The organism is Wolbachia endosymbiont (group A) of Norellia spinipes, assembly GCF_964273535.1.
In genome coordinates this window covers 1,246,694-1,266,185 of the sequence record NZ_OZ187006.1, presented here as the reverse complement: position 1 = coordinate 1,266,185, position 19,492 = coordinate 1,246,694, and the positions used below count along the sequence as shown (strand labels likewise).

Annotated in this window: 17 protein-coding genes and 1 tRNA gene; 15 read left to right on the top strand and 3 right to left on the bottom strand. The window is 33.6% G+C overall.

Translation table 11 applies throughout. The annotated features are described in order from the left end of the window. Window positions 1-12: 12 nt before the first annotated feature. Complete coding sequence (gene dnaA / locus ACFZP3_RS06205; RefSeq protein ID WP_386087055.1) at window positions 13-1,395, top strand: chromosomal replication initiator protein DnaA; 1,383 nt, start codon at window positions 13-15, stop codon at window positions 1,393-1,395. A 27-nt stretch (window positions 1,396-1,422) separates the two neighbouring features. Here dnaA and ACFZP3_RS06200 read toward each other — a convergent pair whose 3' ends face one another. After that, window positions 1,423-2,688 carry a metallophosphoesterase family protein gene (locus ACFZP3_RS06200; protein WP_386087054.1) on the bottom strand — a complete coding sequence of 422 codons (1,266 nt, stop codon included), beginning with the start codon at window positions 2,686-2,688 and terminating at the stop codon, window positions 1,423-1,425. 190 nt (window positions 2,689-2,878) lie between these two features. Here ACFZP3_RS06200 and ACFZP3_RS06195 point away from each other — a divergent pair. The 8 genes from ACFZP3_RS06195 to ACFZP3_RS06160 all read left to right on the top strand — a co-directional run bounded on the left by ACFZP3_RS06195 (window position 2,879) and on the right by ACFZP3_RS06160 (window position 11,147). Next, window positions 2,879-2,966, top strand: a tRNA-Leu gene (locus ACFZP3_RS06195). Between the two features lie 31 nt (window positions 2,967-2,997). Then, a complete protein-coding gene (locus tag ACFZP3_RS06190; protein ID WP_386087053.1) occupies window positions 2,998-4,080 on the top strand; it encodes a GTP cyclohydrolase II in 1,083 nt (360 codons plus the stop codon). A gap of 72 nt (window positions 4,081-4,152) precedes the next feature. Further along, entirely contained in the window at window positions 4,153-4,833 is a 681-nt protein-coding gene (locus ACFZP3_RS06185; protein WP_253309360.1) for a virB8 family protein, read from the top strand. Next, entirely contained in the window at window positions 4,820-5,620 is an 801-nt protein-coding gene (gene virB9 / locus ACFZP3_RS06180; RefSeq protein ID WP_253309956.1) for a P-type conjugative transfer protein VirB9, read from the top strand. Before ACFZP3_RS06185 ends, virB9 begins: the two co-directional genes overlap by 14 nt. Before the next feature lie 16 nt (window positions 5,621-5,636). Then, the gene (locus tag ACFZP3_RS06175; RefSeq protein WP_253309359.1) at window positions 5,637-7,133 is read left to right on the top strand and encodes a TrbI/VirB10 family protein; all 1,497 of its coding nucleotides are present in this window, start codon (window positions 5,637-5,639) and stop codon (window positions 7,131-7,133) included. A 1-nt stretch (window position 7,134) separates the two neighbouring features. Next, window positions 7,135-8,127, top strand: a complete 993-nt coding sequence (gene virB11, locus ACFZP3_RS06170; RefSeq protein WP_253309358.1) for a P-type DNA transfer ATPase VirB11 — start codon at window positions 7,135-7,137, stop codon at window positions 8,125-8,127. A 30-nt stretch (window positions 8,128-8,157) separates the two neighbouring features. Then, window positions 8,158-10,173 (top strand): type IV secretory system conjugative DNA transfer family protein, encoded by a 2,016-nt coding sequence (locus tag ACFZP3_RS06165; RefSeq protein ID WP_386087052.1) that lies wholly within the window; start codon window positions 8,158-8,160, stop codon window positions 10,171-10,173. Between the two features lie 122 nt (window positions 10,174-10,295). After that, entirely contained in the window at window positions 10,296-11,147 is an 852-nt protein-coding gene (locus tag ACFZP3_RS06160; RefSeq protein WP_253309356.1) for a P44/Msp2 family outer membrane protein, read from the top strand. Between the two features lie 171 nt (window positions 11,148-11,318). Here ACFZP3_RS06160 and prmC read toward each other — a convergent pair whose 3' ends face one another. Together prmC and ispF are read right to left on the bottom strand one after the other, a co-directional pair. Further along, window positions 11,319-12,158, bottom strand: a complete 840-nt coding sequence (gene prmC / locus ACFZP3_RS06155; protein WP_386087051.1) for a peptide chain release factor N(5)-glutamine methyltransferase — start codon at window positions 12,156-12,158, stop codon at window positions 11,319-11,321. A 596-nt stretch (window positions 12,159-12,754) separates the two neighbouring features. After that, window positions 12,755-14,083: a 2-C-methyl-D-erythritol 2,4-cyclodiphosphate synthase gene (gene ispF / locus ACFZP3_RS06150; RefSeq protein ID WP_253309354.1), complete on the bottom strand. Its 1,329-nt coding sequence runs from the start codon at window positions 14,081-14,083 to the stop codon at window positions 12,755-12,757. An 84-nt stretch (window positions 14,084-14,167) separates the two neighbouring features. Here ispF and ACFZP3_RS06145 point away from each other — a divergent pair, with 84 nt between their 5' ends. From ACFZP3_RS06145 to rpsT, 6 genes are all read left to right on the top strand, one after another. Then, a complete protein-coding gene (locus tag ACFZP3_RS06145; RefSeq protein WP_386087050.1) occupies window positions 14,168-15,076 on the top strand; it encodes an alpha/beta hydrolase in 909 nt (302 codons plus the stop codon). 49 nt (window positions 15,077-15,125) lie between these two features. Continuing rightward, the gene (locus tag ACFZP3_RS06140) at window positions 15,126-16,199 is read left to right on the top strand and encodes an AI-2E family transporter (protein WP_386087049.1); all 1,074 of its coding nucleotides are present in this window, start codon (window positions 15,126-15,128) and stop codon (window positions 16,197-16,199) included. Between the two features lie 129 nt (window positions 16,200-16,328). Continuing rightward, window positions 16,329-16,964, top strand: coding sequence for a DnaA ATPase domain-containing protein (locus ACFZP3_RS06135; RefSeq protein ID WP_253309351.1), 636 nt, complete (start codon window positions 16,329-16,331; stop codon window positions 16,962-16,964). 373 nt (window positions 16,965-17,337) lie between these two features. Next, complete coding sequence (locus ACFZP3_RS06130) at window positions 17,338-18,324, top strand: tyrosine recombinase (RefSeq protein WP_386087048.1); 987 nt, start codon at window positions 17,338-17,340, stop codon at window positions 18,322-18,324. A gap of 55 nt (window positions 18,325-18,379) precedes the next feature. Further along, window positions 18,380-19,105 (top strand): lysophospholipid acyltransferase family protein, encoded by a 726-nt coding sequence (locus ACFZP3_RS06125; protein ID WP_319604560.1) that lies wholly within the window; start codon window positions 18,380-18,382, stop codon window positions 19,103-19,105. Between the two features lie 51 nt (window positions 19,106-19,156). Continuing rightward, window positions 19,157-19,426: a 30S ribosomal protein S20 gene (gene rpsT / locus ACFZP3_RS06120; RefSeq protein WP_006279236.1), complete on the top strand. Its 270-nt coding sequence runs from the start codon at window positions 19,157-19,159 to the stop codon at window positions 19,424-19,426. The last annotated feature ends 66 nt before the right edge of the window (window positions 19,427-19,492 follow it).

Below are 19,492 nucleotides of genomic sequence, written 5' to 3'. Positions count from 1 at the left end.
TTGGTATGGTATATGAACTTAACTAGCCCTAAGGTTTCTACTGTGTTTTTTGATCAGATTATTACAGTAACGGATCACAATGTTACTTGGGAAAAAATCCAAAATTGTCTTTATAATCTTTATGGAGAAGCAACATATAACAGCTGGCTGAGTTCGCTAAAATTTGTCAGTAGCAGAAATGGGGAAGTTCTTTTATCCGTGTCAACAAGGTTTATAAAAGAGTGGATTACAGTTCATTACATGAAAAAAATATTATCATTATGGCAAAGCGAAGATAAAAGCATACGTTCTATTGATATTCAAGTAATTGAGGAAAGGAATTCAAATTTTAATGTTATACTAAAAAACAGAGAGGAAAGTAATCATAATCTTGGTTCGCCGCTGGATCCAAGGTTCACCTTTGATAATTTTGTAGTGGGAAAGCCAAATGAATTAGCATTTACGGCGGCAAAGCGTGTGGCAGAATCTATAGATCCAATATTAGGCAGCAATCCTTTGTTTCTATATGGTGGAGTGGGACTTGGTAAAACACATCTAATGCATGCTATAGCCTGGCACATAGTCAATTCCCCATCAGAAAAAAGAAAAGTAGTATATTTATCAGCAGAGAAATTCATGTACCAATATATTACAGCGCTGCGAAGCAAAGATATTATGTTATTTAAAGAGCAATTTAGATCAGTAGATGTATTGATGGTAGATGATGTGCAATTTATCAGTGGTAAAGATAGTACACAAGAAGAATTTTTTCACACTTTCAATGCATTGATAGACCAAAATAAGCAATTGGTTATATCAGCTGATAGGTCTCCTAGTGATCTTGATGGAGTGGAAGAAAGAATAAGATCACGACTCGGTTGGGGGTTGGTGGCAGATATTAATGAAACAACTTTTGAATTAAGGCTTGGTATATTGCAGGCAAAAGTGGAGCAGATGAATATGTATGTTCCGAAAGATGTCCTAGAGTTTTTAGCAAGGAACATAAAATCTAATATAAGAGAATTAGAAGGAGCATTAAATAAGGTTACCCATACCTCATTAATTGGAAGAAGTATGACGGTAGAATCAGCTAGTGAAACCCTAATCGATCTTCTTAGGTCAAATCATAGGTCAATCACAATAGAAGAAATACAAAAGAAAGTAGCTGAATTTTTCAATATAAAGGTTGCAGATATGCAATCCAATAGAAGACTTCGCAGTCTTGCAAGGCCAAGACAAATAGCTATGTATTTTGCCAAAAAATTTACGCAAAAAAGCCTACCAGATATTGGGAGAAACTTTGGTGGCAGAGACCATGCTACCGTTATACATGCAGTAAAACAAGTAGAAAATTTTATAAAGACCGACTCAAAATTTGCTGATGAAATCAATCGATTAAAAAAAATGTTTAAGTAGCGTTGTTAAAATAGCTAATAACAAGTCCTAAAATGAATCGACTATAGTTTTAATCCGTTCAAGTTTAAAATCTTCTGTTAGCTTCGCAGAATACATTTCCTTATTGTGTTGATTATAGAAGGTAAATTTGTGATCATCTAAGTTTAGTATTGCAAAGCCAAAACCGAAAAAGTTTCTAACCTCGTGTGCTAAGTAGTTTCTACCATTTGAATAGTCAAATTCTACATTTTGATAAACAGGCTCTTGATCTTGAGCGTGTAATAATGCACCACCGTTTCCAACTATAATCTGGTCTGGAACATTATCCATTAATAAAATCTGGGCTATATGAATGTGGCCAGAAACTATGGTAGTGACATTGCTTGGAAATTTATCTCCAAAAGCTTCAATTTGTGTAAGATTACCATGGCTTTTTAATGTCAAAAATTCTTTTTTTGGAGATCTCCAAAGCGGTTTATGAGTTAAAAAACACGTGGGCTTATCTTGTATCAATTTATCAAATTGCCTTTCAAAAGCATCAATTGTGCTTTGGGTTGTAAAAATATCCTCACCGGATGAAGAGTCGAAGATAAAAAATTTCATCGGTCCAGCATCTAAGGACCAACTAGAAACGAAGTTTCCACATTTTTCAGACGAAAAGGGGTATGAATCTAGATACCTGAACCATCCTTCATAAGCTCTATTACAACTCTCATGGTTTCCACGAACAAAAAGGAAAGGGGATTGTAATGAAATATCCTTTGCAGGCTCAAACCAATCAGCGTACCAAGCTTTTTTATTATATCCATAAATATCGCCACACTTTTTTGTATTTCTACATTTTGTTTGTCTATAATGATAATCACCAACATGGATAATTAAATCTGGTTTATGAAGGGCGATTGAATCTAAATTTTTTTTTAAAGGCCAGCTATCTACCGAATTACATTCCTGCTGAAATAACATATTTATTCTACAACCCGTGTCACCAATAAAAGCAATTTTATTAACCTTTTCTGGTAATATAGGAACTCGTAGATCCTCAATACTAATGTTTTTGGCACTTGTTTGTACTGTCAGTTCACAAACTGTTTCGTTATGATCACCATTGTTAATTGAGCTGCGATTCAGCATTTCTATTTCCTCGCCATCGACATAAACAATGGGACACATGTCATTGTCTGTAATTGCACGTATGCTTAATTTATTTTCTGGGATAACTTGAGACCATGTGTATAATATCTGTGCATGGACGAAATGAAAGCTAGTTATAAGAGAGAGAGCTAAAAAAATAAAGATATTAGCTACATTCATTTGTATAAAAACCTAAGTTAAAAATTAGTAGTAAGGTTGTCTTAAATGATTAAAATTTATAATCACAAAATTCATAATCAAATTATACAAGTAATTTCTAAATTATTCTAGTATCAGATTGACACTCTAGATGAAAAATTCTAAAATGATTAAACAATTTAAAATAATTATATAAAAACTAGAATATAGTGCGGCCGTGGTGGAATTGGTAGACACGCAGCGTTGAGGTCGCTGTGGCTCATAAGGCCTTGGAAGTTCAAGTCTTCTCGGCCGCACCAGTTTTTTCATAGCTGCTTAATATGGGTAAAAATGTTTATAGGAAATCAGAGTAGCAATAAGGTAGAAAGAGCTATCAGCGAAATCAGGCGCGGCCGGCCAATTGTAATATATGATAAAAGTAATTACCTATTGTTCGCTGCTGCTGAGGCTTTAGAAAGAGATTTATTTAATCAATACAAGCTTATATCAAGTAATGTATATGTTACTTTAACTTCAAGTAAGGTAAAATACATATCTCAGAATAAAGAACATAACAGCAAACGTCTGTTGGTGAATAATTTTGATGAACTGCTCCATTTAATAAACTTTTCAAAGGAAGATTGCATAAGAGAGTTGCAATGCTCAAAGACAATAGATGAATGTGCTATTGCCTTGCTTAAGTTCTCAGAATTATTGCCATACGCGTTAGTGGCTGATATGACTTTTGAGAATAACCATGAAATGCGAAATTGGTGCGAGAAAAATGACGTTATTGCACTGGACACGTCATTCATAAATAATTTTCAAGAAAATCAGGATGTATATGAAGTGTGCAAAACATCATTATTTTTAAAACAGACTCAAGAAGTAAATATCATATCTTATAGAACAGAAAGTGGTGGAAGAGAACATCATGCAATTATCATTGGCAATCCAGATAAAGATGGCGAACCATTAGTAAGAATTCATTCTTCGTGCTATACGGGTGACTTGTTAGATAGCTTATCATGCGATTGCAGAAGTCAGTTACATCAAGCAATTCAAATGATAGCTGACTCTGGAAGTGGTATTATATTGTATTTGATGCAAGATGGAAGAGGCATTGGTTTAACTAATAAGTTAAGAGCTTACAGTGTGCAAAGAGGACATAATCTTGATACTGTTGATGCAAACAGAATATTAGGTTTTGAAGATGATGAAAGGAGTTTTGCTGTTGCAGCTAAAATGCTTAATAAATTGAACATTAACAAAATCCAATTACTTACAAACAATGATAGGAAATTGTCAGAATTGGAAAGTAGTGGTATAGGAGTTACAAAGTGTCTACCACTTATTGTGGAACGTAATAAATATAACGATTCATATATGGAGACAAAGTTTGGTAAGCTAGGCCATAGATTAAGAGTTTTTTAGCTTTTTTGTTGTAACTACTTTGTTAATTTGCTATGTTTATTAACATAAGTTAAGATTTTTAGGAATACTAAAATGCTAAGATTTTTTAAGCGAGAAAAAAATACTGAATCCTTAGATAAGGATATAGATTGGAATTCAAACCGCTACAGCACAGTTATTGCTCAAAGGAATATTCTACTTTTATTTGCATTAATATTATTAGCAACGATCTCTATCAGCATATTAGTCATATTTAAAATTAGCACAAGTAGCACTATTGAGCCATTTGTTATAGAAATTGACAAGAAATCAGGAATAGTGCAATTGGTTGATCCTGTCACAGTAAAACAATATTCTGCAAATGAAGCGCTAAACGTTTATTTTATTTCAGAGTATATAAAAGCAAGGGAGGTTTTTGATCCATATCATTATAATTATAACTATTATACAAAGGTGAGGTTGTTTTCCTCACCTAATGTGTATAATGAATTTAGAAATTATGTAGGATCACAGAATATGGATGATCTTTTTAATTTGTACTCAGATACCAAAAGTGAATTTAAAATTCGCTCAATTCAAAAATTGGGTAACGATGCTCTTCAGGTGAGGTTTTTTGTGGAATTTATACGGAAAGATGGAAGTTCCACAAGAAAAAATAAGATAGTTATTATGTCATATAGATATGCATCGCTTGAAATGGATGATCAGCAAAGATATATTAACCCATTAGGATTTCAAGTTATTTCATATAGAGTAGATGATGAATATGTATAGGATATTATTAGTTTTAGCTTTACTTGTAAGTGGCAATTTAAACGCATCCATTAATTATAATGAGCCTATTTCTGTAGATAGTAGAATAAAGACTTTTGTGTATAGCCCTAATGAAGTATTTACGGTGGTTTTTAGTCAGGGTTACTATTCTTATATTGAATTTGCGGAAGGAGAAAAAGTTAAAAATATCGCTGTTGGTGATGCATCAAGTTGGAAAATTAATCCTTATGACAATAAATTGCTTATCATGCCATTTGAAGTTAGTAGTCGCACTAACATGATTATTACAACAACTAAAAAAAGAAATTACATTTTTGATTTAATCTCAAGGCCAAACTACGATAAATACCCAGATACTGATGCTAAGAAAGTGGGTCACGATTATTCTGCTGAAAAGGATATATCTTACGTAGTACGTTTTTATTATCCTCAAGAAGAAGGTGAATTTGATCTTGATTTAGATGAGGTTTCTTTACCTACTCAAATGCAATACACTACAGACAAGCCAGAAAAAATAATACAAGAAAATGATACGAAGTACAATTATACATATATTGATGAAGGTGGTAATGCGGATATAGTTCCGATTGAGCTATTTGATGATGGTTATTTAACCTATTTAAAATTTAGAAATAATAATAAAATACCTCAGATTTTTGTAGAAGAGGAGGATAAACCTTGTAAAAGGCTGTTATTTGATGATTATGTTATAATAAAAGGAGTACATAAAAAGCTATTTATGCGTTATGAAGATGGTGAAGTTGAAATTATAAATAGGTCACTTTAGCTGTGGTATATGCAATATGAATAAAGAAAGGCGTAACAATTCAGAAGATGAATCAGAAATAGAGAACAAGGTAGTAACAGTTGGCTCTAATCAAGGTCATAGGGCATTGATGGTCATTATTTTAGTGCTTCTGGTTGGTGGAGTGTATTATCTCTATTTTAGTCCTTCTCATAAAGAGGGTTCAGAAGTTATTAAAAAAGAGGAAACAAAGCAAAATGTTCAAGAATTGAAGGGAAAGTTGGAACAAGTTCCAGATAATGTAATGGTTCCTGAAAGAATAATAACTGATCCCTTACCACCCTTACCTCCTCTTCCTACACCACCAATCATACCAGAAATAAAACAAATTAGAAAAGAAGAAGAGAAACCAAAAGAAACTCCTGTGTCAAATATACCTATTTTGCCAAAGCAAAATTTTCCTTCTAGTAATGTTATGGGCAATTTACCTACCTCGTTTCCTACAATAGGGGGTAGCGGTTATCCTAGAGACAGACGTAGTGCACAAATGTTAACAATTTCAAGTGATGGTGGAGAGAATAAGGCTGCTGATGCTATTTTATCTGACACTTCAGCACAATCGAGCAAAGCTACCAGAGTAGGAAAGCTTGGTTTAATGGTTACTCAAGGTAAAATTATTGATGCTGTTCTTGAAACTGCAATAAACTCTGATCTGCAAGGAATGCTGCGTGCTATGGTGAGTAGAGATGTTTATGCAGAAACTGGTGATACAGTTTTAATACCTAAAGGCTCAAGATTGATAGGCAGTTATTCATTTGACTCGAATGTCGCAAGAGCTCGTGTAAATATAAACTGGAGTAGGGTCATTCTTCCTCATGGAATAGATATTGCTATTTCATCACTTGGTACGGATGAACTTGGCAGAGCAGGAATAGCTGGAATAGTTGATAATAAAATAGTAAGTGCATTATTCTCTTCAGTGGCACTTGCTGGTGTTTCAATTGGTTCGGCTGTTATAGGGCAAAAGGCCTCTAATCTTATTGATACGCTAACTGCTATGGATGCGGTGAGATCCATCACTGCAACTGAAATAGATATCTCTTCTCTCAAAGGGGCTATTGTTGAGAGATTGGAGGATGCTATAAAAACTGAAGTTGGGAGGGTAGGAGACGAAAAATGGAAATTGGGTCTTAGGGCTATTGAAAAAATTCGGAATGCTAAAAGTGATCAGGATTTACTGAGAATAATAAAGGAAGAAATAGTAAGTGTGATAAAAAGTTCTGGAGCTAGTGGAGTTGATGCAATTACTAGTGACAATATCGGTATAACTTTAGACGATGTACGTCAACTGTTGAGGCAAACTCAGAAAAGAAGCAAGTCTGTTTATGATAAAGCAATCGGGAAATCAATCGAGGATTTTTCTAAAGATATGCGGGATATAGTAGGCAGATACACAGATAAAAAACCAACTATTTATGTTGATCAAGGCACCGCGTTGAAAGTATTTGTTAACCAAGATATAGTATTTCCTCCACAGGCAATATTAAATCAATGAAATGAATTATGCTGCACTTGATACATATTTGGAGCCATTACAAGGCATATTTCAAGAAGAAGGCGTAAATGAAATATCAATAAATAAGCCAAAGGAAGTATGGATTGAAAATCGCGGTGAAATAAGGTGTGAAAAATTAGAAGTATTCGATCTTAACCATTTGAAATCTCTTGGCAGACTGATTGCTCAAGCTACAGAACAAAAACTTAGCGAAGAAGCACCTTTACTTTCGGCAACATTACCAAATGGTTATCGTATACAGATAGTATTTCCACCAGCATGTGAACCTGATAAAGTAGTCATGTCGATTCGTAAGCCTTCTAGCATGCAATTAGCACTCGATGATTACGAAAAAATGGGGGCTTTTTCTGAAACTGTTACAGAAGCAACTGATAATCCAGTTGACCGTCATTTGGATTTACTGTTAAGGCAAAAAAAAATAAAAGAGTTTTTAGAATACGCTGTAATAAGTAAGAAAAATATTATAATTAGCGGTGGAACTTCCACTGGTAAGACTACTTTTACTAATGCTACTTTGCGTGCTATTCCAACTGAGGAAAGAATTATTACTGTTGAGGATGCAAGGGAAATCGTTTTGAACGATCATCCAAATAGAGTGCATCTGATTGCCTCCAAAGGAGGGCAGGGCAGAGCAAAAGTAACCACTCAAGATTTGATAGAGGCGTGCTTACGTTTAAGGCCAGACAGAATAATAGTTGGTGAGCTCCGTGGAGCGGAAGCTTTTAGTTTTCTTAGGGCGATAAATACTGGTCACCCTGGATCAATATCAACCCTTCATGCGGATAGTCCAACAATGGCCCTTGAGCAAATAAAATTGATGGTTATGCAGGCAAATCTTGGCATTCCTCCAGACCAAATTATACCATACATTAGAAATGTGATTGATATTGTTATTCAGCTAAAAAGAACCGGTGGGGGCAAAAGAAGCATTTCTGAGATATTATTTACTAGATCTGCAAGCGAAAATGCTTAAATTTATACATAAGTTAAAAAAGAGTAGTTTATGAGTAATGGAAATCACCTACGTAATATTCTCATAGGAGGTGTAGTAGCTTTTAGCGTACTTGAGTTTTGCTTCTATCTATCTGGTATATTGTTCTTTCTATTAGTTGACGGTCCGGATGCTGTGGATTTTAAGGCAATTAATCCTAGTTTGACGCCTTTCCCTCAAGCTCTTTGGCCAACGATTTTTGATCATATACAATATTGTTGGCACCACCCAGAGTTATATAGCCTTGAGCTCAAATTAAAATTAATTCTATCTTCTACAATGCCTATTGTTGTTTTAATGATTATCTTATGGAATTTAAGAGAAAGGATAATTGAGTGGCGACCATTTAAAAAGAAAGAATCACTTCATGGAGACTCGCAGTGGGCATCAGAGAAAGACATACGAAAAGCAGGATTAAGAAGCAAAAAGGGATTATTGCTTGGTAAAGATAAAAGAGGATACTTTATTGCTGATGGGTTTCAGCATGCATTGTTATTTGCACCTACAGGTTCTGGTAAGGGTGTTGGCTTTGTAATTCCTAATTTATTATTTTGGACTGACTCGGTAATTGTACACGACATAAAATTAGAAAACTATGAAATAACAAGTGGTTGGCGAGAACGACAAGGACAAAAAGTATACGTATGGAATCCAGCGCAGCCAGATGGAATAAGTCACTGTTACAATCCATTACAATGGATTAGTAAAAAACCTGGGCAGATGGTTGACGATGTGCAAAAAATAGCTAACCTCATCATGCCTGAACAAGACTTTTGGCAAAATGAAGCAAGAAGCTTATTTGTTGGAGTGGTATTATACTTACTTGCTGCACCAGAGAAAGTTAAATCTTTTGGTGAAGTTGTGCGTACGATGCGTAGTGATGACGTAGTTTATAATCTTGCTGTTGCTCTTGATACAATGGGTAAAATACTACACCCTGTAGCATATATGAATATTGCAGCTTTTTTACAAAAAGCTGATAAAGAAAGGTCGGGTGTTGTATCAACTATGAACTCATCGCTTGAATTGTGGGCAAACCCATTGATTGATACTGCAACTGCGTCAAGTGATTTTAATATTTTAGATTTTAAAAAGAAGAAAACTACAGTTTATGTTGGTTTAACTCCTGACAACTTGACTAGGCTCAGGCCTTTAATGCAGGTTTTTTACCAACAGGCAACTGAGTTTTTATGTAGAAAATTGCCATCGGATGACGAGCCTTATGGCGTATTGTTTTTAATGGATGAGTTTCCTACACTTGGAAAAATGGAGCAATTTCAAACAGGTATTGCATATTTTCGTGGTTATCGAGTTAGGTTATTCTTAATTATTCAAGATACTGAGCAGCTCAAAGGAATATACGAAGAAGCAGGAATGAACTCCTTTTTGTCAAACTCGACTTACAGAATAACTTTTGCAGCCAATAATATTGAAACAGCTAATTTAATATCGCAACTTATAGGAAACAAAACTGTACAACAAGAATCGTTGAATAAGCCTAAATTTTTAGATTTAAATCCTGCTTCAAGGTCGTTGCATATCTCTGAAACACAGAGGGCATTGCTATTGCCTCAAGAAGTTATTATGTTGCCACGCGACGATCAGATAATTTTAATAGAGTCAACTTACCCAATTAAATCAAAGAAAATTTTGTACTATAGTGATAGCACCTTCACAAAAAGACTGCTCAAGCAAACTCGTGTGCCTACACAAGAACCATATGACCCAAACAAAGTTCTTTCTGCTGCTGCGAGCAAAGATAAGGTTAATAACGAGGGGAATAATGCTCTTGAGGGGCCTAGCGCTGCTGATTATCCTGCTGAAACTAAAACAGAGGATGCAGTGTATGATGAATCAGATGAATTTGCAGACGAAGATATTGATGATGAAGATATTGACGATAAGTTTGAAGATGATGATGACGGGTTTGATGACGAGAGGAGCGATGATGGGTTTGATGACGAAGACGAGGAGGATGAATTTGAAGATGAGGATATTGACGATAAATTAAAAAATGATCAAAAATAAAGGTTAACTTTGCCTATTTTTAGCTCAGAAAAGTGCAAGTTATGCAAATAATTAGGTTTTTCATATTAAGCCATTTTTAATTAATTAGTATTAGATTAGCTATTTTAACTAGGGGAGTAGTAATGATTAGTAAAAAAACATTAGCGGTTACAGCACTTGCTTTGCTGTTGTCACAACAATCTTTTGCAAGTGAAACAGAAGGGTTTTACTTTGGCAGTGGGTATTACGGTCAATATTTAAATTACATGGGTGAGTTGAAAGCAAAAATTGGAGATACTGCTGCTACAGCTGCCAATAATGTATCTGTAAATGACAGGAGTGCTCAGAATACAGAAGGTCAATCACTAAGTAAGTATAAAGGAGATTATAATCCACCTTTTGCTGCAAATGTGGCACTTGGTTATACAGGGGAATTGAATGGCAATAGCTACAGAGCTGAATTGGAAGGAATGTATTCTTCTGTAAAAGTGGATAATATTGGTTTAGCAAGCAGCCAGATAACAATATCCTACATAAAGGATAAAGCTAACCCAGAAGAGAGATATGGAGCAATAGTCAATCATGACCAGATAGAAAACGCGTCTTTAATGGCAAATGTTTATCATCATTGGAAAAGTGACCGTTTCTCTTTTTCTCCTTACGTTGGTATTGGAGTCGGTGCAACAAGAATGAAAATGTTTGAAAAATCGTCAATAAGACCCGCAGGTCAATTAAAAGCTGGCCTTGATTATCGCATAAACGAAGATGTAAATATGCATATTGGATATAGAGGTTTTGGTGCTATTGGTAGCAGTGAGTTCAAACTAGAAACCTCAAAGTGGGATCCCAATTTTAATAATGGCGCAGGTAAGCCAAAAGGTAAAATGGTTGAACAAACAGGTGATAATCAAGTATCTACTACCATACAGAATGGCTTTTTTCATACACACGGCATAGAGGCTGGCCTTACTTTCCACTTTGCCAGCAAAGCTTAAACATGTTGCCCTTTTAAAAAATGCATAAAACCGTTCCTGTCATCCTATGGCTTGACCATAGGATCTAGTTAAATATAGATCCCAGTGTCACGCACTGGGATGACGAGGTAGAGGGTACTGGAATGACATAGGATAATATGGGATGAAGGAGATAATACAAGAAAACATTAGCTATGTTTTTTGCACAACAATGCACCTCTTCATTCCTGCCAAATCATGTACATATTCCTGAAAAGCTAATTTGTATGAGGGTATTATTTTGTCAATATCATTTTGATCTTCACCTATCTCCAATATCGCAAACCCATTTTTTTTAATACACCTCCTTAATATTGAAAAAATACTCAAGTAACAGTTTAAACCATCAATTCCACCATCAAGAGCAATTCTTGGTTCCTTTTGCACTTCGGCTTGCAGGTCTTTCAATTTGCTTCTTTTAATATATGGAGGATTACTGATTATAAGATCGAATGAACCTCTGCACTCTGTCCATGAGCTTGGAAATATTTTGGCTCTGCTGAGAAGATTATGTTTCTTTGTGTTCTGATAGGCAACTTTGTATGCTTCCAAGCTTTTTTCAAAACCGATCCCAACGGCATTTTCATACTCACTAAGTACGGATATCAATAAACAACCTGTGCCTGTACCAAAATCTGCAATTTTTAGTCTCTGCTTTTTATTTGGGTAATATTTTAACACTGCTAGGATTATTGTTTCACTATCTGGTCTTGGATCCAAAACATGCTGGTTAACTATAAAATTTTTACTCCAGAATTCACGATTACCTATTATTTGCGATATTGGATATCTTTCCGCTCTTTTTTTTGTTAATTTCCAAAATAAAAGTTCTTTCTCCATCGGCACTTGATCAGCATGGTTCATAATTATGAATGATCTTTCCACTCCAAGTACGTGCTGAATGATGATTTCACAATCTAAATGTGGTGATTCAACTTTATGTGACGATAATAACTCCGATCCTTCTTGAATTAAAGTGCTGATTGTTTTCATTATTCTAAAAATGTGTTCCTTTCAGCCAAGAATAGCAATTCCAATTTAGGGTAGCTGCACTAAATCCAAGTGTCAAGCATGGGTTCTTGCATAACCTAAACAGAAAAAAGATACAAGGTATTATTTTAGATATAAGCTATAAATATTTAAGAAATTTACCAAATGAAAAAAAAGGCAAAAGAAGCCCCGTGGTTGGCTAATTACTTACATTATACTTTCAAGTATGGCGTTTTTTAAGTCTTAAACACTGCAATTTAGCTGCTTTTAAATGCAACTCACCTTAGTTTAAATGTTTAAGAAATTTACTAAGCAGAAAAAAAGGCAAAAGAAATCCCGTGTTAGCTAGTTGTCACTCTCTAATCCTGCAAATTGGCGTACTATACTGTCTTAAACGACTTATAAGCGCGTTTCAGCTTATATAGGTAAAAACCCAGAAATGTTGTGAAGACATAAGGTGCACATAGTGCAAAAAATTAAAAATAAGACGCCAACTACGTTGTTTTCTTGCTGTTTAATCTGCACAGATGAAGATAACTGAATACCTTCAGTTTCATGATAAGGGGTTGGCGGAGTTTGTCAAGGAAGTTTTTTCGTTTCTATTCCCAATAAAAGTTTGTATGCAATAACACAGAAGCATATGCTGCTATTCCTTCATTTCTTCCAAGAGAACCTAATTTTTCTGCAGTGGTTGCTTTGACATTTACGAATTCATCATCAATCTCTAATGCTTTTGATATGAATTTCTTCATTTCTACTTTGTAAGGCGATATTTTAGGCTCCTCACAAACTATAGTAATATCTAAATTAGACACGCTGTACCCTTTTTCCTTTGCTTTTTTAGCAGCAAAGTCAAGAAAGTGAGATGAATTGCAATCTTTCCATTCAGAGGAACTAGGAGGAAAGTGCTCTCCTATGTCGCCACATCCCAGTGCTCCGAGTATTGCATCAACGATTGCATGTATTGCAACATCACCATCAGAGTGCGCTTCTATTGCCATGTTGTGTTCAATTTTCACACCGCAAATTTTTATAAAGCTCTCAGCACCATTTTGAACTTTAATGAACTTATGTATATCATAACCAGTTCCGACACGAAATTTTGGCTCTTCAAAGAGAAGCTTTGCCATATTGATATCCTCTTTTGTGGTTAACTTAAAATTGCTTTTCTCACCTTTAATAATCGCAACATGTTTTTTGTGCTCTACCATTAGTGATGAATCGTCAGTAAATTCTTTGTCTGATTGATGGCACGATAATAATTCTTTGAAATTAAAAATTTGAGGAGTTTGTATGGCTCTGAGTTTTCCTCTTGAAATCGTAGATTCAACGAAATTATTACCCACCAATGACATAGTGTCTTCGACTTCTATTGCTGGTACTACTCCTGTATATTGATCATTAATCATGGACTGAGCCAAGTTATCTATCAGAACATCTGACACAAAAGGCCTACAAGCATCGTGTATAACTACAAAATCTGGGTTAATTTTTTGTAAGCTTTCAAGCCCTAGTTTAACTGAATTTTGCCTGTTTTCTCCTCCATATATTGGACTTAGTAATTTAGTATCTACACCTCCTGTCATCCAAGTAGCTTGACTACTTGGATCCATACTTTCTTTTTTTCTAGATTCCAGCGTCACGCGCTGGAAGGAGTGTACTGCTGATTTTTCACTTAAATAATGGTTGGATAAGAGATCCATTGCTTCCCTATAAAAACTTTCATGGTCTCTATTAATTGCTATTCTTATGTAATCTATATATTGGTTAGCCAGAAATCTTTTAATTGCATGAAATAAAACAGATTTACCTGCAAGTTTTGTATACTGCTTAGGAATTGTGTTACTGCATCTACTGCCTACTCCTGCTGCAACTATTAATGCTGCTATTTTGTATTTCTTAAGTCTGTTAGTGTGCATATTTATCATTTTCAGCGTAAGTGTATAGTAACAAGTTATTTACAGTTTTAAAAAAAGAGTGTATTATCTTATAAGATATAATACGATGCTAGAATGCACATTACTAAGTGTAATAAAGAAAATGAGATACACCTTATATTCTTTCATGGAATAGGGGATAATCATAAAAATGCTCAACAATGCTTACAGCATTTATGTGGCAGAAATAGGCTAAAAGCTATTTCTCATACACATAAATATCCGGCTATATTCCAAAACTACATAACTTATGCTGCAGTTAGCTTTTTGTTCCTCGTGGCATCTGTATCAGCGCCCATTGCAATATTACTACTTATAAGCCCCATAACAGCTGGAGTAGTTGGTTTAGCAAGCTTAGCTGCTCTAACTTGCATTTTTTTATCCGTAATGCTTATTATTATTCCCTTTATAAATAGAGATCAAAGTTTGCTTAAGCCCTCGATAGAAGAAATCAATGAATTAATGGACAAGGGTGTGAGGCCTGAAAACATTATACTTTTTGGCCATTCCTTTGGAGGAGCAGTTGCATCGGCAGTTTTGAAGCACTTTGCAGACGAAAACGTTAAACTTGGAAGTGTTATTTTTACTAGCACTTTCAGCTCTTTTCATACAGCAATAGGGCATTTTCCGATCCCTCAAGCAAAAATTTTAAGTATGTTGCCCTCATCCATTTTTAAAAAATTGCTAAAGGCTTTAGATCTAGATTTTGATTTAGTGAACGATATACGAAAGTTGCGAGATGAGGGAAAATTGAATATGCCAATAATAGTTATTAATAGCAAAAGAGATTACTTAATACCACAACCTGCACAATTGGCGCACGCAATAGAAAATGATGTATTGCTACGTAGAAAATTGATCAAGATTGTTAATTCGAAAAGGTATGAAGATGATCCACATAACGGAGTTTTATCTAGTTGGGAATTGGGTGAAAATTTGATTGACCTAATACTTAATAAAATTGATAAAACAATGAATAGATAGTATTTACAATAAACTGTATATTTTTCAGTAAATTGACTATGCTAAACGCATGCAAAAACGTCATATAACTATTTGTTTTATACTGCTTTTTATAATAGGGATGTTATTCCTGATGCGTCCTATGATTTTTCCATGTTTAATGTCTATTGTTATTGCATATTTGTTTAATCCGCTAGTAGTCAAGTTTGAAAAGTATAGAATACCGCGTTCATGTTCTGTAATTTTTATAATACTTGTTTTATTAATAGCTTTTATACTAGTTATAACATTTGTTTTACCTATTATATATGTTCAAATTACTTCAATATTAAATTTCTTAGTGAGTAAAGTGCCTTCATTAAAACTTAAAGTAATCCCCTCTGTATCAGAATTTCTTAATATAAAAATCGAGGATAGCTTATTTGATCACTTATCTAAAAATCTAGCAGAAAATTACAGCGACTATGTATCTTATTTCATAAATGCTCTTGATATTGCTAGTAACTTTATAATCCAAGTGTTAAGTTCAAGCTTTAGCTTGATTCACACGGTATCATTAATGGTGATTACTCCTGTAGTGTTTTTCTATATATTACGTGATTGGCCTTTAATTATAGAAAAAGCTAATAAATTAATTCCTGTTTCTTATAGAGAAAAAGTTGCAAATTATTTTTCCAAAGTGGATTTCATCATATCTAATTATCTAAAGGGGCAGGTAAATGTATGTATTGTCATGATGGTCTTTTACTCTGTGAGCCTGAGCATAATCGGATTGAAACACTCTATTGTTATTGGAATTTTATCAGGAATATTAACGTTCATACCTTACGTAGGACCATTATTATATACCATTATTGGGTTTTTGAGCGCTATTACTCAATTTAGTGAATGGTTTGAAAGTGCTGCCGTTTTGCTATTATTTGGTGTTGGACAATTAATAGATTCAAACATATTAGTTCCTTTATTAATAGGAAAAAAAGTTCATATACATCCAACTGTAATTATTCTGGGAATTACTATATGCGCTTCATATTTTGGATTTACAGGTATATTACTTTTTATTCCAATAATAGCAATGTTCAATGTATCAGTAGAATATGCAATCAATAAATATTTTAAAAGTGAGCTTTATAAAAACGGCTAACAGACCTTTTGCATAATCAATTTATGGTAAGAGGAGAAATGAGCCCAGAATACCTGAGATATTTGAGGAGCGTAAGTAAATTTCTGCGCAAAAATTACTACCAGAAAGAGGTTACGTAAGAGGTTTAATGTGCAATTAAATTTATTTAACAACAATCAAGCTGATTATAGTCGGCAAAATTACATCATCTTAGATGAAAATAAGCACATATATAATTCAGTAATTGAGGATTTATCTTGGAAATCTCTCATTCTTTTTGGACCTAAAAGCTCTGGTAAAACTCATCTTGCTCATATTTGGCAGTCAATAAACGATGCAATTTTTATCAATGTGAATAACTTTGTAAGCGAGATTAGGTATAGCGATGCTTTTATTTTAGAAGACGTACAAAACATTAAAGATGAAGAAATGTTATTACATTGTTACAATTACATGAAAGAAAATGATAAGAAGCTGCTAATCACTTCTTCAATTTCGCCAAAAAAACTTAACTTCAAACTAAGAGATTTAAGTTCTCGAATATTATCAACTATCAGCGTAAAAATTTTGCCTGCAAGCGAAGAATTATTAAGAATCATGCTAATAAAACGATTTTCAGATAAACAGTTAAAAATTGATTTAAAAGTGATTAATTATATTTTAGCAAGAATAGAACGTTCTTTCTATAGCATTGATAAAATTATAGAGAAGATAGATAATGAATCTATAGGGTCAAATGTGACCGTTCCTTTTATTAGCACTTTATTTAAAAAAGATGCCATTTGATTTCTTCTTTTGTAAAGTACTCATTGTATATATTAAAAATTTATTAACACCCATAACACTAACGTAATTGAAATCTCTATCTGTCCATGTTAGAATTATAATAAATGTTATGTTATAATAAATATAGATAGATACAGCTAAGAAGTATTCTATATTTATAGTAGAGCTCACTTTATAAGGTGTTTTTTATAGATTTGACGTTATAATTTAACTATGATAAGAGTAAGATTAAATTTAAAAAAAAGGTTAAAGCAAAGGTTTGTGATGTTCACTCTATTGATAAATGCCTTATTTGTCTCATATTTTCTCATAAGACACATAGGAAACACTTCCAATCAAATTATAGCCAAAGAAATAAATATAGGAGCTGATAATGAAAAATAAACAGTCGCAAAATAAAAAAGAAAATCTTTACATAACATATTACATAGATGCTTTGGCTTCAGAGAGGTCCGCTACACAAAATACTCTGGAAAGTTATCGTTCGGATTTACACCAGTTTGAAGAATTTTTATTAGAAAGCGGCACTACCTTGGTTGGCGTAAACAAAACCAATATTAAAGATTATGTGAAATATCTATGTACACAAAAAAAATATAAAAGTAGCTCTATATCAAGAAAAATATCCGCTATGAAAAATTTCTATAAGTGTCTATTTAATGACGGAATAATAGATTTTAATCCAGCACCGGCTAATGATGCTGAATTAAAGAATCCAAAAGTTTCTCGTCCTTTGCCTAAGTATTTAAGTGTCGAAGAAATATTTTTGCTAATGGACGCAGTGAGAAAATCAGCAAGCGAATCGAATAAAGAGATAAGCAGTAAAAGGCTATGTGCGATTTTAGATATCCTTTACTCTTCTGGAATGCGTGTTTCTGAACTAATTGATATGAAGTTATGTGAAGTGTCACATTTAATAAACAGTAATAACAAAGAATGCTATATAATAATAAAAGGAAAAAGTGGTAGAGAGAGGCAAATTCTTTTTAATGAACAAGCATTGCAGAGCCTTAGAAATTATTTATCAGTTCGTGACAATCTGATCCCTAACGAAAAGGAATCCGATTGGCTATTCCCAGGTAATAAACCTAATAAACCAATTACAAGGCAGAGGGTCGGTCAATTAATGAAGGAGTTAGCAAGAAAATGCAATATTGATGAAAATAAGATCTCTCCACACGTGATTAGGCATTCTTTTGCTACCCATCTACTGGATAGCGGAGCAAATATTGTGTTGATACAGAAAGTTCTTGGCCATACTAACCTTTCTACAACACAAATATATACTCATATTGCTAACGAAAAGTTAAAGGACAAATTAGCTGATTCGCATCCTATTACTCAGATGATCAATAATTAAACTTATTGCTTTTAATTTGTAGTAAAGTTAAATTCAAATAAGTTTATGTGAGTTTGTGATTTCAAGTTTATTGTTTAATTTCTTCCTTATATTATGGGAAGTATTCTATACTTTAATTGCTCTCCCTGTAATTTTCTTTCCTGAGTATGTAATAACCATTTTCCTCGTCTGTTCGGTGAGAGTTGTATTATTCATGCTGCGTTTATTATGTGGCATTAAATATGAAGTGAGGGGAATGGAAAACATTCCTAAGCAACCTTTTATCATTGCATCTAAACACCAATCTCCATTTGAAACATTTATTTTTATACTACTATTTAGAAAAGCGGTTTTTATTTTAAAACGTGAATTGAAATGGATTCCATTCATTGGTTTACATCTTATAGCGCTGAAAATGATTTTTATTAACCGTTCAGATGGTATCAGTTCTATACGCCATATAATTAAACTAGCAAAAATGCGTATAAAAGAAAATAGAAGCATAATAATATTTCCTGAAGGTACAAGAACGACTATAAACCAAAATATAAAATATCAACCAGGTATTGCTGCTTTATATAGCGTATTATCTGTTCCTGTGTTACCGGTTGCTTTAAACACTGGTTTGTTTTGGCCAAAAAGCATACTTTCTCTGAGAAAGAATCCCGGAAAGGCAGTAATAGAAATATTGCCCCCAATATATCCTGGGTTAAACAAAAATGAATTCTTGCAAAGTTTAGAAAAAATTATTGAAGAGAGAAGCAGTAGATTAACCATAGAAAAAACTGATATTGCAAATTAACAAAAAAACTTTATAATTAAAAAAAAAGTACAGTATTTTAGGTATTAATATATGGCAAATCATAAGAGTGCTAAAAAAATGATAAAGGTAATAGCAAAGCGCACTTTAATAAATAAGATGCGGAAAAGTAAAACTCGCACCGCTATTAGAAAATTGGTTGATATAATCAAGTCTGGCGACAAAGAAAATGTTGTTCTGGCATTTCGGAATGCTGAATCTAATTTACACAAGTGTGTGAATAAAGGTGTTATTCATAGGAATACTGCTGCGCGTAAAATAAGTCGCTTAAATGCAAAAGTAAAAGCATTGATGACCGCTTAATACGGTTAATGTAAAGTTAACTGTATTAATATATACTCTTCAGTTTGTATATTCTGTATAAAATTT

Coding starts and splice junctions, on each gene's coding strand:
- rpsT (WP_006279236.1), top strand. CDS start 19,157: ATGGCAAATCATAAGAGTGCTAAAAAAATGATAAAGGTAATAGCAAAG.
- ACFZP3_RS06160 (WP_253309356.1), top strand. CDS start 10,296: ATGATTAGTAAAAAAACATTAGCGGTTACAGCACTTGCTTTGCTGTTG.
- ACFZP3_RS06175 (WP_253309359.1), top strand. CDS start 5,637: ATGAATAAAGAAAGGCGTAACAATTCAGAAGATGAATCAGAAATAGAG.
- ACFZP3_RS06185 (WP_253309360.1), top strand. CDS start 4,153: ATGCTAAGATTTTTTAAGCGAGAAAAAAATACTGAATCCTTAGATAAG.
- dnaA (WP_386087055.1), top strand. CDS start 13: ATGAACTTAACTAGCCCTAAGGTTTCTACTGTGTTTTTTGATCAGATT.
- virB9 (WP_253309956.1), top strand. CDS start 4,820: ATGAATATGTATAGGATATTATTAGTTTTAGCTTTACTTGTAAGTGGC.
- ACFZP3_RS06200 (WP_386087054.1), bottom strand. CDS start 2,688: ATGAATGTAGCTAATATCTTTATTTTTTTAGCTCTCTCTCTTATAACT.
- ACFZP3_RS06130 (WP_386087048.1), top strand. CDS start 17,338: ATGAAAAATAAACAGTCGCAAAATAAAAAAGAAAATCTTTACATAACA.
- ACFZP3_RS06140 (WP_386087049.1), top strand. CDS start 15,126: ATGCAAAAACGTCATATAACTATTTGTTTTATACTGCTTTTTATAATA.
- virB11 (WP_253309358.1), top strand. CDS start 7,135: ATGAATTATGCTGCACTTGATACATATTTGGAGCCATTACAAGGCATA.
- ACFZP3_RS06145 (WP_386087050.1), top strand. CDS start 14,168: ATGCACATTACTAAGTGTAATAAAGAAAATGAGATACACCTTATATTC.
- ACFZP3_RS06165 (WP_386087052.1), top strand. CDS start 8,158: ATGAGTAATGGAAATCACCTACGTAATATTCTCATAGGAGGTGTAGTA.
- ispF (WP_253309354.1), bottom strand. CDS start 14,083: ATGATAAATATGCACACTAACAGACTTAAGAAATACAAAATAGCAGCA.
- ACFZP3_RS06190 (WP_386087053.1), top strand. CDS start 2,998: ATGTTTATAGGAAATCAGAGTAGCAATAAGGTAGAAAGAGCTATCAGC.
- prmC (WP_386087051.1), bottom strand. CDS start 12,158: ATGAAAACAATCAGCACTTTAATTCAAGAAGGATCGGAGTTATTATCG.